General features: G+C 63.3%; 14 protein-coding genes. 8 read left to right on the top strand and 6 right to left on the bottom strand.

What is annotated here, in order from left to right; genetic code table 11:
• Positions 1 to 302 precede the first annotated feature (302 nt).
• The 6 genes from E8E75_RS11260 (at position 303) to E8E75_RS11235 (ending at position 5,458) form a co-directional block, all read left to right on the top strand.
• The gene (locus tag E8E75_RS11260) at positions 303 to 2,153 is read left to right on the top strand and encodes a multicopper oxidase domain-containing protein (protein WP_280358768.1); all 1,851 of its coding nucleotides are present in this window, start codon (positions 303 to 305) and stop codon (positions 2,151 to 2,153) included.
• On the top strand, positions 2,150 to 2,785 hold the full coding sequence (locus E8E75_RS11255) for an SCO family protein (protein ID WP_120650985.1): 636 nt from the start codon (positions 2,150 to 2,152) through the stop codon (positions 2,783 to 2,785). The genes E8E75_RS11260 and E8E75_RS11255 overlap by 4 nt, the downstream gene beginning before the upstream one ends.
• A gap of 185 nt (positions 2,786 to 2,970) precedes the next feature.
• Positions 2,971 to 3,282, top strand: coding sequence for a DUF2282 domain-containing protein (locus E8E75_RS11250; protein ID WP_120650984.1), 312 nt, complete (start codon positions 2,971 to 2,973; stop codon positions 3,280 to 3,282).
• A gap of 24 nt (positions 3,283 to 3,306) precedes the next feature.
• Positions 3,307 to 4,176, top strand: a complete 870-nt coding sequence (locus tag E8E75_RS11245; RefSeq protein ID WP_280358765.1) for a DUF692 domain-containing protein — start codon at positions 3,307 to 3,309, stop codon at positions 4,174 to 4,176.
• Positions 4,173 to 4,949 carry a DNA-binding domain-containing protein gene (locus E8E75_RS11240; RefSeq protein ID WP_280358762.1) on the top strand — a complete coding sequence of 259 codons (777 nt, stop codon included), beginning with the start codon at positions 4,173 to 4,175 and terminating at the stop codon, positions 4,947 to 4,949. The genes E8E75_RS11245 and E8E75_RS11240 overlap by 4 nt, the downstream gene beginning before the upstream one ends.
• Complete coding sequence (locus E8E75_RS11235) at positions 4,946 to 5,458, top strand: DoxX family protein (protein ID WP_280358760.1); 513 nt, start codon at positions 4,946 to 4,948, stop codon at positions 5,456 to 5,458. The genes E8E75_RS11240 and E8E75_RS11235 overlap by 4 nt, the downstream gene beginning before the upstream one ends.
• 94 nt (positions 5,459 to 5,552) lie before the next feature.
• On the opposite strand, the gene E8E75_RS11230 is transcribed toward E8E75_RS11235, so the two are convergent.
• A complete protein-coding gene (locus tag E8E75_RS11230) occupies positions 5,553 to 6,422 on the bottom strand; it encodes a helix-turn-helix domain-containing protein (protein WP_153920127.1) in 870 nt (289 codons plus the stop codon).
• A 162-nt stretch (positions 6,423 to 6,584) separates the two neighbouring features.
• Here E8E75_RS11230 and pobA point away from each other — a divergent pair, with 162 nt between their 5' ends.
• Positions 6,585 to 7,769: a 4-hydroxybenzoate 3-monooxygenase gene (gene pobA, locus E8E75_RS11225; protein ID WP_280358758.1), complete on the top strand. Its 1,185-nt coding sequence runs from the start codon at positions 6,585 to 6,587 to the stop codon at positions 7,767 to 7,769.
• Positions 7,770 to 7,904: 135 nt separating this feature from the next.
• Positions 7,905 to 9,032: a glycoside hydrolase family 5 protein gene (locus tag E8E75_RS11220; protein ID WP_120650978.1), complete on the top strand. Its 1,128-nt coding sequence runs from the start codon at positions 7,905 to 7,907 to the stop codon at positions 9,030 to 9,032.
• Here E8E75_RS11220 and E8E75_RS11215 read toward each other — a convergent pair.
• From E8E75_RS11215 to pqqE, 5 genes are all read right to left on the bottom strand, one after another.
• Positions 9,018 to 10,769 carry an ABC transporter ATP-binding protein/permease gene (locus E8E75_RS11215; protein ID WP_120650977.1) on the bottom strand — a complete coding sequence of 584 codons (1,752 nt, stop codon included), beginning with the start codon at positions 10,767 to 10,769 and terminating at the stop codon, positions 9,018 to 9,020. The genes E8E75_RS11220 and E8E75_RS11215 overlap by 15 nt on opposite strands.
• Before the next feature lie 438 nt (positions 10,770 to 11,207).
• Positions 11,208 to 12,545: a hybrid sensor histidine kinase/response regulator gene (locus tag E8E75_RS11210; RefSeq protein WP_280358755.1), complete on the bottom strand. Its 1,338-nt coding sequence runs from the start codon at positions 12,543 to 12,545 to the stop codon at positions 11,208 to 11,210.
• On the bottom strand, positions 12,529 to 13,692 hold the full coding sequence (gene ercA / locus E8E75_RS11205) for an alcohol dehydrogenase-like regulatory protein ErcA (protein WP_120650975.1): 1,164 nt from the start codon (positions 13,690 to 13,692) through the stop codon (positions 12,529 to 12,531). Before ercA ends, E8E75_RS11210 begins: the two co-directional genes overlap by 17 nt.
• A gap of 227 nt (positions 13,693 to 13,919) precedes the next feature.
• Complete coding sequence (locus E8E75_RS11200) at positions 13,920 to 15,767, bottom strand: S9 family peptidase (protein ID WP_280358754.1); 1,848 nt, start codon at positions 15,765 to 15,767, stop codon at positions 13,920 to 13,922.
• Positions 15,733 to 16,668, bottom strand: a 936-nt coding sequence (gene pqqE / locus E8E75_RS11195) for a pyrroloquinoline quinone biosynthesis protein PqqE (RefSeq protein WP_280358752.1), incomplete at its 5' end; no start/stop codon positions are given. The genes E8E75_RS11200 and pqqE, both read right to left, overlap by 35 nt.

Raw genomic sequence — 16,668 nt, 5'->3', positions numbered from 1 at the left:
TGTTGGCGTATCGATATTTTTCGGCCCCTGCCGCCTGAGTTTCGTAACCGGGGGGCAGGAGTCAAGACGCCGCCATACTGGCTTTGACAGGAGGGCCAGAGACGCGACGAAGCGCAGTGAAACGCAGTTCACGAAGGCTGCCCAGCCAGTTGTCATTATTTTGACTGACAGCAATTTCATAGTGATATCGTCATTGGAATTCCAGAAGCATGACGGAACCCCCAACACTCCCTTACGGCACGAAGCACATCGGTATTTCCAGCCCCTGAGCAACAAGAATCCCCTGGGGGAGGAGGCGTCTCATGAACAGGCCCTACCCCATCCAACTCACGTCCGCCGATTCCCGCAGAACCTTCCTCAAGTTAGCCTCAGCGGCAGTGGCCGCCCCCCTCATCGGGCACCCGCTGGGAAGCCTCGGCAAGGACGACGAAGAGGAAGAGGTCCTTCCAGTCATCCCGCCCAGTCCGCCCACCATTCCCTGGACCCTCGAACTGGCGGAACGGATCACCCCGCTGGCCCCCGTGCTCCTGACTCCCGCACCCACCGAGCGGGCCAACGCCGCAGCCGGAGAGGCCGGCCGGGCGGCGCATCAGCGCTGGGCCGAACTGGCCTTCAGGGTCACCTACGAACTGTCGGCACGGGAGAACCCGGAATGGCTGTTCAATGACGCCTACCCACGTCAGCCGATATGGGGCTTCCAGGGCAACGAAGCGGAACCGATGACACCAGGGCCGGTGATCTTCGCGCGCTACGGCGAGCCCATAGTCGTGCGTATCCGCAATGGCTTGCCGCCCGACCACCAGGGATTCGGTTCACCGGAAATTGCCACCCACCTGCACAACGCCCACACCGGATCGGAAAGCGACGGTTTCCCCGGTGACTTCTACAGCGCGACAAAGGCAGGTCCGACGCTGTCCGCTCCGGGGGAGTTCCTCGACCACCTGTACGGCAACATCTACGCCGGCTTCGATGAGTTCCAGAATGGTATCGGCGACCCGCGCGAGGCCCTGGGCACGCTCTTCTATCACGACCACACCATGGATTTCACCGCGCCAAACGTCTACAAGGGCCTGCTCGGTTTCTACCTGTTGTTCGATGACGTCGATTCCGGCGACGAGCACGATCCCAACCCATCGGCGCTGCGCCTTCCCAGTCATCCGTATGACTATCCACTGGACTTTGGCGACAAGCGCTTCGCGCCCGACGGCACCCTGTTCTGGGACCAGGTCAGCCCGGAAGGCGTGCTGGGCGACAAGATCACCGTCAACGGCATCATCGAACCCGTCCTCCGGGTCGCCGCGCGCAAATACCGCCTGCGTCTGCTCAACAGTGGCCCGAGCCGCTTCTACGAGTTCTATCTGGTGGATCGCCGTGGCCGCGACCAGCGCTTCACCTACATCGCCAACGACGGCAACCTGCTTCCGGCACCGCTGCGCAACCAGACGCGGGTCCGCCTGGGTGTGGCGGAGCGCGGCGACATCGTGGTGGACTTCTCCGTCTACCCGCTGGGAACCGAGCTCTACCTGGTCAACCGCCTCACGCACAAGCCTGAAGACACCCGACAGCCCAAGGACGTTCGCGAACCCGGTGTGCGGGTGCTCAAGCTCATCGTCGACCGCATGCCCCCCGAAGCCGATATCAGCCAGGTGCCCGATCGGCTCCGCGAGCTGCGCCCACTCACTGCCGAAGAGATCGCCGCGGCACCGATTCGACGCTGGGTGTTCGACCGCGACAAGGGCTTGTGGTCCATCAACGAGCGCTTCTTCGACCCCAACCAGGTCAACGCACGTATACGCCAGGGCAGCGCCGAAGTGTGGGAGCTGGTCAACCCCGAGGATGGTTGGGACCACCCCATCCACATTCACTTCGAGGAAGGTCGCATCATCAGCAAGACGGTGCTCGGCCGTGCCGTGCCGGTACCGCTCCACGAACAGGGACGCAAGGATGTCTTCGTGATTGGTGAGGATATGACGGTACGGGTATTCCTGCGCTTTCGTGACTTCCTCGGCAAGTACCCCATTCATTGCCACAACCTGATCCACGAAGACCACGCCATGATGGCTCGCTGGGATATCGAACTGGACACCAGCGGGCCGTCGCCCAACAGCGGCATGGCGCGCAATCAAGCGCCGCTTCCGGGAGGCCGCGCATGAACACTCGACGCATGGTAATCGGCGGGCTGGGTCTGGCCGCCGTTGGCGGCACCCTGGGTTACGGCCTTGCGCCGAAGTCACCATCAACGACGCGCCAGGCCGAAAGCCGCTTCCCTGATGTTCCCGTGCAAGCCCATGACGGCCGCCAGTTTCGTTTCTACAGCGACCTGGTGCGCGGCAAAGTGGTGGCGATCAACATGATGTACGTCCAATGCGAAGGCAGCTGCCCGGCGATGATCGCCAACCTGCGCAGGCTCCAGTCCCTGCTCGGCGAACGCCTGGGCCGCGACGTATTCCTCTACTCCATCAGCCTGCAGCCTGCGCTGGACACCACCGAGGTCCTCAAGGACTACGCCGAACGCCAGGGTGCACGCCCCGGCTGGCTGTTCCTCACCGGCAAGGAAGCGGATATCCGTCGCCTACGCTACGGCCTGGGTTTCTACGATCCCGTGCCTGAGGTGGACGACGATCTCACCAGCCATATCGGCATGCTCCGTATCGGCAACGACCGCACCAACCGCTGGACCATGGCACCGGCCCTATGTGACGCCGAGCGCATCATCGCTACCATCAACCATGTCGATACAGCGATGGTGGCGACGGCCTATCAGCGCGCAACCGCACCCGCCTGACGACGGGTGCGTTACGCCGCCTGGGAAACGACTGACGAAAAAACCTATCCTGGGATGTAACGCCGATTCTCGCTCCCTGTCTCCTGTTTCGAAGGCGGTGCTTCCAGCGCCCGGGCAACCGGGAATGCCCCGCCCCCCTTGGGCACTACGCCCCGATCGACCCATCAGAAACGGAGAGAACAACCATGAAAACCCCGACTGCCAGTGTCGTATCCGCAACCGGCCTCGCCCTTGCCCTGAGCACCGCTCTTGGCCTGGCCATGGCGCCTGTGAGTGCCCAGGCCGCCGACAACGAGAAGTGCTTCGGCGTCTCCATGAAAGGCAAGAACGACTGCGCTGCCGGCGCCGGCACTTCCTGCGCAGGTACCGCGAAGATGGACTACCAGGGCAACGCCTGGAAGTACGTCCCGGCAGGCACCTGCGAGAAGACCGCGTCCCCCACTTCGCCCACCGGACATGGCCAGCTGCAAGCCTTCAAGGAAGAGAAAAAGAGCTGACCATAACCGGCAGGAGCTCGCGCCATGACTCCGTGCTCACTGCTCCTGGCTCTTGCCGGTCGATTGCCGGCGCGGGCCGGAATCGGGCTGAAGTCCCAGCACCACCGGGACTTGCTCGATGCCCGCCCGGCCCTCGGCTTCGTTGAAATCCACGCAGAGAACTACATGGTGGAAGGCGGCCCTTTCCACCATTACCTGGGGTTGATCCGAGAGGATTACCCGCTCTCCATCCACGGTGTCGGCCTGTCCATCGGCGCCAGCCAGCCCCTCGACACGGCCCATCTCGATCGCCTGGCCACGCTGCTCCGGCGCTATGAACCAGCGTCATTCTCCGAGCACCTCGCCTGGTCGACCCATGGCGACTACTTTCTCAACGACTTGCTGCCACTGACCTACGATCAAGACAGCCTGGCAAGAGTCTGCGCGCACATCGACCAGGTCCAGGACCATTTGCAACGACCGATGCTGCTGGAGAACCCGGCTACCTACCTGGAGTTCAGCGACTCCAGTCTGGAAGAAGCCGAGTTCATCAGCGAGGTCGTGAAACGCACGGGCTGCGGCCTGCTGCTGGACCTGAACAATGCCTACGTGTCGTGCATCAACCACAACCGCGATGTGCGCACCTACCTGAATGCCCTGCCCTTGCATGCGGTTGGCGAGATCCACTTGGCGGGGTTCGCCGAGGATTGCGATGCCACCGGTGCGCGCCTGTTGATCGACCATCATGGATCGGCGGTAGATGACGCAGTCTGGGCCCTTTATGACGAAACCCTGGAACGTCTCGGCCCGTTGCCGACGCTGATCGAGCGGGATAACGACATTCCCGCCCTGGACGTTCTGGTCCGCGAGGCCGATCGTGCCGAGCAGCGGCTGAGACAGGAGCAGACGGCATGAACGTCGATGCCTTCGCCACTGCGCTGCTCGCTCCTGATCCAGACTGTCCGCCCGGCCTTGCGACATGGAACGGCTCCGATCCGATGCGACGTTTCGCGGTTTATCGCAACAACGTTCTGGCCTCGCTGATCAACGCGCTGGCGGACACATTCCCGGTGGTGAAGCAACTGGTGGGGGACGAGTTCTTTACCGGGATGGCGCGCCTGCATGTACAAGCTGCGCCACCGCGCTCCCCCCTGCTGGCTTACTACGGCGAGGATTTTCCCGCCTTCATCGCAACTTTCCCACCGGCTGCCGGGCTGCCTTACCTCGCTGACGTGGCACGGCTGGAATTGGCCCAGGTGCATGCCTACCACGCCGCTGACCTGCCACCGCTGGACAGCGCCGGCCTTGCCGCCGTCCTGGCCGATCCGCAGCTCCTGCCCGGCATGCAACTCTGGCTGCACCCGTCGGTGGCGGTAATCGGCTCCGACTTCGCCATCGCCTCGCTCTGGGCCGCCCACCAGGGCTTGCTCGAACTGACTGCAGTCGATCCCGCTCAGCCCGAATGCGCCCTGGTACTGCGCAATGGCCTGGAGGTGGAAGTCAGCCGTATCAGCTCCGGTGCAACGGTCTTCATCCAGGCCCTGCGCGCGGGCAGCCCACTCGGTTCGGCCGTGGGCGCCGCGCTGACCGTCGACACCGATTTCGACCTCGGTTCCACCCTCGCCTGCCTGCTGGCAGGCGGAGCCATTACGCGGTTCACCCTCCACTGCGGGAGTCAGATGCCATGAACGCCACCATCCAGATCCACTACAGCCACCTGCCGGCCAAGCTGGTAGTCCAGGCCATCGAACTGTGCAAGCGAATTCCCTACAGCCTGGTGGCCTTCGTCGCGCGCTTCTCCATTGCCGCGATCTTCTGGAAATCCGGGCAGACCAAGATAGAGGGCCTGGTTATCGACCTGGTGGACGGCACCTTCGAGCTGGGCATCCCGCATCTCTCCGCATCCGCAGTGCCACTGTTCACCGACGAGTACCACCTCCCCTTTTTCTCACCTGAACTGGCTGCTCATATGGCGGCATTCGCGGAGCACTTTTTCCCTCTGTTGATTTTGCTCGGTCTGGCCACGCGCTTTTCCGCCCTGGCCTTGCTGGGCATGACCCTGGTGATCCAGACCTTCGTCTATCCCGACGCCTACCCTACCCACGGCGTCTGGGCAGCCAGCCTGTTGTTGTTGGTCAGCCAGGGGCCGGGGGTGTTGTCCATCGATCACCTGATAGCGCGGCGGTACCAGGGTTGAAATGCCCCGGCGCCCCATATCCGTAGGAGCGAGCTTGCTCGCGAACAGCCCAGAGAAGAGCCTTTCGCGAGCAAGCTCGCTCCTACAAAAAGCTTCAACGGGAAATGCGGAATTCCTTCGGCGACTGCCCCGTTCCGCGCTTGAAGAATCGGGAGAAGTAAGCCGGCTCGGAGAATCCCAGGCTGTCCGACACCTGGATGATGGTCATCGCCGTGTACACCAGGCAGCGCTTGGCCTCCAGCAACAGCCGCTGATTGATCATCTGCAGCGCGGACTGTCCGGCCAGGCGCCGGCACAGGGCATTCAGGTGGGCAGCGCTGATCCCCAGGCGCTGCGCGTAATGCTCAATGGGCAGATGCTCGCGGAAGTGTTTCTCCAACAACCGGGTGAACTCCTGCAGGTGCAGCCGCCCCCGGTCCTGATATTGAGCTTCTGACTGGGACCGGGCCAATGAGCAGCGGCCGATCCACACCAGCAGCACACTGATCAACGACTGCAGCATCAGCTCCCGTCCCGGCGCGTGTTGGGCGTATTCGCGGCTGATGGCTTCGAACAAGGTGTCCAGGTAGGGCTGGCTGTCGCCGGCGGCGAAGCAGGCCGGAGTCAGCAACGCATTGCTGTCGAGCAGCCCCGCCACCTGCTCCACCAGTGGCAGCGCGAGGGTCAGCACGTGGCCATCGACGTCATTGGAAAAGCGGAAACCGTGTACGCAGAGGGCCGGCACCACCTGCAGCGAAGCGCAGTCGACCCGGTTCACCTGCCCCTCCACTTCCAACTCCGCACGGCCAGAACGCACATAGAGCAATTGCACCAGGTCGCCATGCTGGTGCGGCTTGATCTCCCATTCGTGCAGGCGGCTGCGCGACTCGATCGACTCCCAGTGGATCAAGTCCGGCGTCGGCCAGGCGGACGTCTCGCCATAGAGCTTGAAGACCGGTACGGGGGAATAGGTCTGTTCGATCATCGAACCTCCAACGACATGAATCCACGAAAAATCCATGAATGCCGTTGGATATTGCCTTCAAAGCGGATGCTCATCCACAAAAAATACAGGCCAACCACAACACGAGGTGAGCCGCGACTGCGTTGCGCCGGCCCCCCGGAACCCTTCGAGAGGACAACAACAATGAAGACTCAGGTCGCCATCATCGGCGCCGGCCCCTCCGGCCTTCTCCTCGGCCAGTTGCTGCACAACGCCGGTATCGACAACGTCATTATCGAACGCCAGAGCCCGGACTATGTCCTCGGCCGCATCCGCGCCGGTGTGCTGGAACAGGGCATGGTCGATCTGCTGCGCGAAGCGGGTGTCAATGAGCGTATGGACCGTGATGGCCTGGTGCATGACGGCTTCGAGCTGGCCTTCGACGGTCGTCGCGAACACATCGATCTCAAGAGCCTCACCGGCGGCAAGAGCGTGATGATCTACGGCCAGACCGAGGTCACCCGTGACCTGATGGAAGCCCGCCAAGCCTGCGGTGCGCGCAGTTTCTACAATGCTGCCAACGTCCTGCCCCATGACCTGAAGTCCGCCGCACCCTACGTCACCTTCGAGCAGGACGGCCAAACCGTACGCCTCGACTGCGACTACATCGCCGGGTGCGACGGTTTCCACGGCGTATCGCGCAAATCCATTCCCGCTGGCGTGCTCAAGGAGTTCGAACGCGTCTATCCCTTCGGTTGGCTGGGTGTGCTGGCCGATACCCCGCCGGTGCATGACGAGCTGATCTACGCCAACCATGAACGCGGCTTCGCCCTGTGCAGCATGCGTTCGCCCACCCGCACCCGCTACTACGTGCAGGTGTCTGCCGAGGAAAAGGTCGAAGACTGGAGCGACGAGCGCTTCTGGGACGAGTTGAAGAGCCGTCTACCCGAGCAGACCGCGGCGAAACTGGTCACCGGGCCTTCCATCGAGAAGAGCATCGCCCCGCTGCGCAGCTTCGTGGTGGAACCCATGCAGTACGGCCACCTGTTCCTGCTCGGCGATGCCGCCCACATCGTTCCTCCCACCGGTGCCAAGGGCCTGAACCTGGCGGCCAGCGACGTGAACACCCTGTTCCGCATCCTGGTGAAGGTCTATGGCGAGGGCCGCACTGACATGCTGGAGCAGTATTCGGCCATCTGCCTGCGGCGCATCTGGAAGGCTGAGCGTTTCTCCTGGTGGATGACTTCCCTGCTGCATCGTTTCCCGGAAACCGACGCCTTCGGCCGCCGCATGCAGCAGACCGAACTGGACTACTACGTCGGTTCCGAAGCGGGCCGCAAGACCATCGCGGAAAACTACGTCGGCCTGCCCTACGAGACGATCAGCTAAGGCGCCTTCCCGACAGGGTGTGCCTTGCTGTCGTCACCAATGGGCCTGGCGGCCTCCCGCTCATGACCTAGGCTTGCAAGGGCGATTCGCAAGAATTCCAGAAGCTCGGTTCCTGCCGTTCAAAGGAGTGCAGTCATGGCGCAGCAGAATTCCGTTCAGGCCAATCCCCACCAGAAACTGCGCGGAGTGAATCTGGGCGGTTGGCTGGTTCTGGAGAAATGGATGACCCCCAGCCTGTTCGAAGGGCTGGAGGCTACCGACGAAACGACCTGGTGCGCCGAAATGGGCGCACGAGCTCCGGAGAGACTGAAGCGGCACTGGGAAACATTCGTTACCCGCGATGACTTCGCCTGGCTGCACGAGCACGGCATCAATGCTGTACGAATCCCCCTCGGCCACTGGATATTCGGGCCCGATTACCCCTACCACTCCAAGTACGGTGAAATCCGCCACCCCTTCGTCGTAGGCGGCATCGAGGTGCTTGACCGGGCCTTCGCCTGGGCTGATGAATTCGGCCTGCGAATCGTGCTTGACCTGCATGCCGCTCCTGGCTGCCAGAACGGCTTCGACAATGGCGGTATCAAGGACATCTGCGAATGGCACACCCAGGACGAGTACCGCGCCCATTCGCTGAGCGTGCTGGAGCGCCTGGCCGAGCGTTATCACGACCATCCGGCCCTGCATGCCATCGAAGTCCTCAACGAACCGCGCTGGGATGTGCCGACCGATTACCTCAAGGGCTACAACGTCGACGCGTACCAGCGTATTCGCCGGCATTGCAGCGCGGATAAGGTCAGCGTGGTCTTCCACGACGGCTTCCGCCCCTTCGAGCAGTACCTGGGATTCATGCAGGCACCGGAATTCGCCAACGTGGTCTTCGACATCCACCGCTACCAGTGTTTCGAGCGCGGCGACATCGACAGCGACATCTACACCCATGTGCACAAGGCCAGTGGCCAGTGGAAATCCGAAGCCGATGCGATCATCCAGCAGCTGGGCATTCCGGCGTACTGCGGCGAGTGGAGCCTGGGGCTCGACTTGAAAGTGGTTTCGCTCTGGGCCGAAGGGCCGTTCAACCACGCGCTGGAGCACATGGACCGCTTCCAGCAGGACGTAGCCTATCGGGGCTACGCCGCCGCCCAGCTACTGACCTTCGAAAAATACCTAGGCTGGTTCTTCTGGAGCTACAAGACGGAAACCACACCGGCCTGGTGCTTCCGTGAATGCGTCCAGCGCGGTTGGTTACCGTCAGTTTTTTCGTAGTGCACGCAGCGGTGTGCCATAGCCGACCACCGCGTCGTTCGGCAGGTGATTGAGCAGCAACTTGCGCTGGTAGTTGCGCTCCAGGCCGGCCTGGAAGCTGATGGCCAGCAACGTCGTATCCGGCAATTCGCGATGCAGCATGTCCATCAGGTATTCCTCGCCCTGGGGCTCGAAGGCACTGGTGGCCTCCTCGATGAACACCCAGGCGGGCTGATGCAGGATCAGCCGGGCGATACCCAATCGCTGCTGGGCGCGCAGTGGTAGCACGCTCTGCCAGTTCTCGACGTCTTCGAGGCGCTTTGCCAGCCAGGCGATCCCCGCGCATTCAAGGGCAGCGCGCATTGCGCTGACGGCGTAGGTTTCGGCCGGATGCGGATAGCAGAGCGCCGCACGCAGACTTCCAACGGGCAGGAAGGGGCGCTGCGGCAAGAAGCACATGGCCGGCCCCGCCGGTAGCCAGACCTCGCCATGCCCCCATGGCCACAAGCCGGCCATGACCTTGAACAGGCCGATGGTGATCGTCGGATCGCCGGATATCAGCACCCGTTCTCCCCGCTGGATCACGACGTTGAGCCCCTCGATCAGCACCTGTCCGTCAGGGTTGGAAATGCACAGGTCACGCAGCACCATTTCCGTCTTCGGCGACTGCGCCAGATTGATCCGGTGCGCCTGCGCTTCGTTGCCCTGCTCTTCCAGGCTCACCAGGTCGCTGTAGAGGCTCATCACGCGATCCGCCGATGCCCGGCATCGAGCCAGTTCCGCAAGATTGTCGATTGGCCAGGACAGCGCCGAAGTCAGCTGCTGGAATGCCTGCGCCGCCTGCATCAGCACCCCCAACGTCATGCTTCCGGCGACGTACTGGGGCGCCATGATCAGGATCGGGAATACCGGCAAGAGCACGCCGTAGCCCGAGGAAAACGACACGATTCCAAGATAGGCGCGGGTCTGGCGATACCAGCGTTGACCCAGTTCGGCGAAATGCACTGAAGATTGCTGGCGCTCGGCCGCTTCCCCTTGCATCAGCGCAATGGACTCGGAGCTTTCCCGGGCGTGAGCCAAGCCAAAGCGGAAATCAGCCTCCGCGGACTGCAACCTGTTGGTCGCCCTGATCAGCGGGCGGCCGAGGAGCATGCCGAAGATCGTACCGGCGCCGGCGTAGGCGACCGCCAGAATCACCATGTAGCCGGGCACCATCAACGCGGTTCCGGGAAAGTTGGCACTGCCGGTGACCGTCAGCAGGATGTCGGCGAAGCTGCCGAAGATCAGCAGCGAGTAAACCAGCGAGTGAGTCAGGGAAATCGAGCTCTCGGTAAAGACGTGAATGTCTTCGGCGATGCGACCGTCTGGATTGTCATGCTCCCCTTCGGTCAATTGCAGTTGGTAGTGATGTCCGTGCGCCATCCACTTGTCGAGAACCCTGGCCGTCAGCCATTTGCGCCAGTCCAGCTGAAGCCAGCGCTTGACCCGCATGTGCAGCGCAGTGACGCCCACGGTCAGCAGCAGGATCACCACGAAGGTACCGATCTGGACCATCAGGCGATTCAGCGACCTGGCCTCCAGCGCGTCGAACAGCGCCCGGTTCCAGTAGTTCAGGCAGATCACCAATGCGACCTGGGCCAGGGTGAGCACAAGCAACGCCAGGGTGTAGCCGCGCGCCTTCCATTTCCCGTTGGAGTTCCAGTACGGCATCACCAGACTCAGGAACTGCCAGCGCGACCTTGCCGCCGGCCGGGTCATCTAGCTGCCGCTCGATTCAGAGAAAGGACGAGCGGGAAACCTGGAAGAGTCAGGGCCCACCTTGTGCTGCGCACAGGCGTCGCAGCAGTTTCCCCAGCGCGGGCGAGCCTGTGTTGCCGCCCAGTCCAGCATAAGAAGCATCATCTGACCCCCTGCTGCTCGAGGCCGTAGCCTCAGGTTGCTCAGCGAACTCCGGGGAGCGCGTTGTCTGCCCTGCCGATCGTTGGCATTCGGCGAGGGGCTGTCGCGGGGCGCGGCTTCAACGCAGGAGCGGACGAAGATCGATCATCATGATCGCGTCTCGTCGGACTCGTTGCGTGGCTACGCCGGTAAGGTTGATTCAAGCACACGGAATCTGATCCACCGCTTTTTTACAGACCGTCGAGCACCTCTGGCCGAAAAAGGTGGATCAACGGACTCGGTGGATATATCACCACGTCAGCCCGCATTGCCGATCAGTTGGCTGATCACCGCCCTCAGCTTGCCCGGCTTGACCGGTTTGTTCAGCAGCGGCACACCGAGCTTCTGCAGTTTGCGGCGGCACTGGTCGCTACGGTCAGCGGTGATGATCACCGCCGGGACCTGCCGCTCGAAACGCTGGCGAAGGGCCAGGATCACATCGCAACCGACCATGCCGTGGTCGAGGTGATAGTCGACCAGGATCAGGTCCGGCGCCTGATCTTCCAGCACTTGCTGGGCGGTGGCCAGGTCAGTGGCGGTCATCACTTCGCACCCCCACTGCCCCAGCAGCGCCGACATGCTTTCGAGAATGTCGGGTTCGTTATCCACCACCAACAGGCGCTGGCCGGGCAGTGGATCGCCGGTTACGGAACGTGGCTCCCCGAGGGCTCTCGCCTCGGGTTGCGACCTGGCCAGTGGCACTTCAATACTGAACACCGAGCCTCGCCCCAAGTGCGACTTCACCTCAACCCGATACGCCAGCATGCTGGCAATCCGATCGACTATCGCCAGGCCCAGTCCCACGCCCTTGCGTTCCGCTGCACGACCGACGTCCAGCTGATTGAACTCCAGGAAGATCGCCTGCAGTTTGTCCTCCGGAATGCCGCGACCACTGTCCCAGACCTCCAGGCGCAAATGGTCACCACGGCGACGGGCGCCCATCAGGACGCGTCCGCGCACTGTGTAGCGGCAGGCATTACTGAGGAAGTTGCGCAGGATACGCGTCAGCAGGCGAAAGTCCGTGCTGATGCACAGGCGCGGAATGCGCACGCGCAACCCCAGCCCGGCGGCCTCGGCGACGCTCTCGAACTCCGAGGCCAACGGGCCCAGCACCTCCTCCAGTCGATAGACATCCACATCCGGCTTGATCGCGGCCTGGTCCAGCTTGGAAATATCCAGCAGGTCGGTCAGCAGGTCCTCAGCCCCTTCCAGCGCCTGGTGGGTGCGCTCCACCAGCTGATGCTCGGACGCCGGCAGGTCGCGCTCGCGCAGGGTGGAAACCAGCAAGCGCGCAGCGTTCAGCGGTTGCAGCAGATCGTGGCTGGCAGCGGCCAGGTACTTGTCCTTGCTCAGGTTGGCCGCCTCGGCCGCGTCCCGTGCCTCGCGCAACTGCTCGTTCAGCGCCTGGAGTTCGCGGGTGCGGTCCAGCACGCGTTGCTCCAGTTCGTCATTGAGGGTCTGGTAGCGGTTGCGCTCGGCTTCCAGCTCCTCCAGGCGTGCCAGCAGTTCTGGGTAATGACTCTTGCGCGCGGAGTGACTGCCCAGGCCTAGCAGCCCGGTCAACGCCTCGCGTGGGTCGTCAGAGGGCCTCGGCATACACCACCTCGACATCCCGCTGGCTGGATTCGCGCGGGTTGGTGAGGATGCAAGGGTCGTGCATGGCGTGGCGCGAAAGGAACGGAATGTCCGAAGTGCCAACACCTTGCAGGCCGAGGGTCTCATGGAAGCCCACCGCGCGCTTCAGGGTCACCAGGTGCTCCACCAGGCGCTGGCGCACCTGATTGTGGGTCAGGCCACGGCAATCGATGCCGAAAGTCTCGGCGATCACCTTGAAGCGTTCCGGCGCAGCACTGTAGTTGAAGGCCACCACGTGCTCGACCAGCACCGCGTTGCACAAGCCGTGTGGCAGGTCGAGGAAGCCACCCAGGCTGTGGGACATGGCATGCACGGCGCCGAGGATCGCGTTGGAGAAGGCCAGCCCGGCCTGCATGCTACCGAGCATGATCTTCTCGCGCAGGGCGATGTCCTGGGGATTGGCGATCATCGCCACCAGGTTGCCGTTGATCAGGCGCATGGCTTCCAGCGCGTGGGGGTCGGTGAGCGGGCCGTGCCCCGTGGAAACGAAGGCCTCGATGGCATGAACCAGGGCGTCGATGCCGGTACAGGCAGAGAGGAACGGGTCCATGCTCAGGGTCGTTTCCGGGTCGATCAGCGACACGTCGGGCACTACCGCCTTGCTGACGATGGAGAACTTCATCCGTTCCTGCTGGTTGGAAATGATCACGAACTGCGAAACGTCGGCCGAGGTGCCGGCGGTGGTCGGGATCAGGATAAGCGGGGGACTGGGCACGGTCAGGGTGTCCACCCCTTCGAACTCGAGGATGCTGCGCCCATGGGCGACCACGATGCCAATGCCCTTGGCGCAATCCATGGGGCTGCCCCCGCCCACGGCGACAATCACGTTGCAACCCATGGTGCGGTAGTAGTCGGCCCCTTCCATCACCTCCTCCACGCGGGGGTTGGGCGATACCTGGGTGTAGAGGCAATGATCGATGCCCTGCGCCTGGAGGCTGGCCTCCACATCGGCGACCCAGCCAGCGGCTTGTACGCCGGGGTCGGACACCACCAGCACCTTGCGCGCGCCGAAGGTACTGGCGTAATTGCCGACATTGTGCCGGCAACCGGCGCCGAAAATGATCTCGGGAGAAACGAACTTGCGAAGCGAGCTGATATCGTGACGCATCAAACGGCTCTTTCTTGTAGTTATCGGGTGAGTAGGATTCAGCGTACTGGAATCGCGGAGCATTTCAATCCGACCTTGGATGGCTTCCCCATACTGCCGGAGGTGGGATCTTACCGGTGTGTAGGCGAATTCATTCACCAAGGGCAATGAAGTGGCCCCAGGAGGCTCGTTGGGCAGACCTGCGGTCTGCTTGGCGATTGAAATCCCGCCCACAAGGTTGCCGTCTCTCAAGCATTCAGTAGCCGCAGATAGAACCCCAGCTCCGCCTCCAGCGCGTGGGACAGGTTGGCGGCCTTTCGAAAGCCGTGACGCTCTTCGGGATAGACATGGCACTCCACCTGCCGTCCGGCCGCTTGCAGCGCCGCGACCATGCTGGCGGTCTGCTCCGGAACCACCACCGCGTCCTGTCCGCCCTGGAAGAAGATTACTGGCGCACCGATCTCGCCCGCCCGTAGCACCGGCGTACGCTGCCGGTAGCGCTCAGCGTCCTGTTCAGGATCGCCGATCAGCCAATCCAGGTAATCGGCCTCGAACTTGTGAGTCTTCTGGCGCAATACCAGTGGGTCGCTCACACCGTAGTAGCTGGCGCCGCCTCGGAAAGGTGTTTCTCCGACCAATGCCAGCAGCGTGGTGAAGCCACCAGCGCTGGAGCCCCGAATGAAAGCCCTGTCGCGATCCACCAGCCCCTGGCTGGAAAGATGGGCCAGCAGCGCCTTCGCGTCATCGACATCCAGCTCGCCCCAGCCATTTGCCAGGCGCTGCCGGTAGGCGCGGCCATAGCCGCTGCTGCCGCGGTAATCCAGGTCTGCCACGGCAAAACCACGCTGGGTCCAGAACTGGATGCGCGGATCGAGCACCGGCTGGCAGGCGGAAGTGGGCCCGCCGTGGCAGAACACCAGCAACGGCGGGAGCTGACCTCCTGGAGGTTGGAAGTGCTCGTTGCACGGCGGATAGAAGAATGCATGGGCCCACTCCCCCGCCGCTGCGGCAAACCGCAGCGGCTGCGGGCGGGAAATACCCGCGGCCGGCAATCCCGAACCTCCGCCAGCCAGGACCTGCCGCGAACCACTTGCGCGGTCGATAGCCAACACGGCACTGGCGCTCTGAGACCCGGCGGCGATGCAGTAGTAGTGCCTGTCATCCGCCGCCAACTGACGGAAACGGCTGTAGTCGGGCACCAATGGCAGGCCATCGCCGGCGGCCAGATAACCCTGCCCATCGACCAGCCAGCTCCGCAACCCAACATCTGGCAAATAGCTGCAGGCGCCCAGCTGCCATGGTGCCGGCGCATGGTCCGCCAACACCGCGGGCATTGCCCGGAAGCCGTGGGCGTCGAGCCGCCACGGCTGCCACCAGCCATTACGGTCACTCAGGCAGTAGAGACGGCCTTCGTCATCGAAGCGTGGCTGCTGCAGGGACTCACCGCCTTCCCCCCCAGCGAGCGTTTCAACCATGCCCCAACCATTGTCCTGGCGGCGGCGCAGGCAAAGCCGCGTTTCCGTCCAGGGTTGCGCTGGGCGACTCCACTCGATCCACGCGAGGGACTGGCCGTCCGGGCTGATGCGCGGGGCAGCGTAAAAATCAGCGCCCTCGGCCAATACCTGACGCGAGCCTGCCAGGCTGATCTCCACCAGGCGATGCGTCCCCTGCTCTTCCTCCACCGCCAGCACTGAATGGCCTGATGGCTGGAGGTCGCCGTAGCGGCGCCGGGGATCGACAGTCAAGCCGCGCGGCAGAGCAGACAATGACTGGAAATAGAGCTGCTGGTCGGATTCGTTGACGAATGCAACGCCCTCGTCGAACAGGCAAAACGCACCGCCGCCGTACTCATAAACCCGGCTACGCAGGGAGAAGCCGTCTGGCGTCAGGCAACGTGCTGTCCCACCCTGCCAGCGCCACAGGGTAGTGCGGCCATCGGCGGGGTCGAACAGGCTCCAGAACAGGCCGGCCACGCCACAGCGCAGTTCGGCGAAATCGCGGCTTGCCGCTACCGCGTTCTCAGCGCTCCAGTCGCTGTCCCAAAAACCAAAGGGGCGAATCTCAGCCGCGGCAGATGATCTTGGAGGTGCGCTCATTGCGATAGGTCAGTTGCTCCAGGGTGCGAGGAGCATGCTCCGCTTCTTCCCGGGCCGCCAGTATCTGGCCGTGGTGTGCCGACTTGGCGCAGACCGGGTCGGCGTTGCTGGCGTCGCCGGTGAGCAGGAAGGCCTGGCAGCGGCAACCGCCGAAGTCCTTTTCCTTCTCGTCGCAGGAGCGGCACGGCTCGGGCATCCAGTCGTAGCCACGGAAACGGTTGAAACCGAAGGACTCGTACCAGATATGCCGCAGCGAGTGCTCGCGCACATTCGGGAACTGCACCGGCAACTGGCGGGCGCTGTGGCACGGCAGCGCGGTGCCATCCGGGGTGATGTCGAGGAACAGGCTGCCCCAGCCGTTCATGCAGGCCTTGGGGCGTTCCTCGTAGTAGTCCGGGGTGACGAAGATCAGCTTGCACGGATGCTTCTCGGCGGCGAGCTTGTCCCGGTATTCGTTGGTGATGCGCTCGGCCCGTTCCAGCTGGGCGCGGGTCGGCAGCAACCCGGCGCGGTTCAGCTCGGCCCAGCCGTAGAACTGGCAGGTGGCGAGTTCGACGAAGTCCGCCTCCAGCTCCAGGCACAGTTCGATGATCCGCTCGATGCTGTCGATGTTGTGCCGGTGGGTGACGAAGTTCAGCACCATCGGGTAGCCCTGCGCCTTCACCGCGCGGGCCATCGCCAGCTTCTGCGTAAAGGCCTTGCGCGAGCCGGCCAAGAGGTTGTTCACCTCCTCGTCGGCGGCCTGGAAGCTGACCTGGATATGGTCCAGCCCGGCGTCCTTGAAGGCGGCAATGCGCGCCTCAGTGAGGCCGATGCCGGAGGTGATCAGGTTGGTGTAGTAGCCCAGCTCCCGCGCGGCGTGGATCAACTCTTCCAGGTCCTGGCGCACCAGCGGCTCGCC

Source organism: Pseudomonas sp. BN606, assembly GCF_029873115.1.
GTDB lineage: Bacteria > Pseudomonadota > Gammaproteobacteria > Pseudomonadales > Pseudomonadaceae > Metapseudomonas.
The sequence above is the reverse complement of the archived record's forward strand: the minus strand, read 5'-3'. Positions and strand labels throughout refer to the sequence as shown.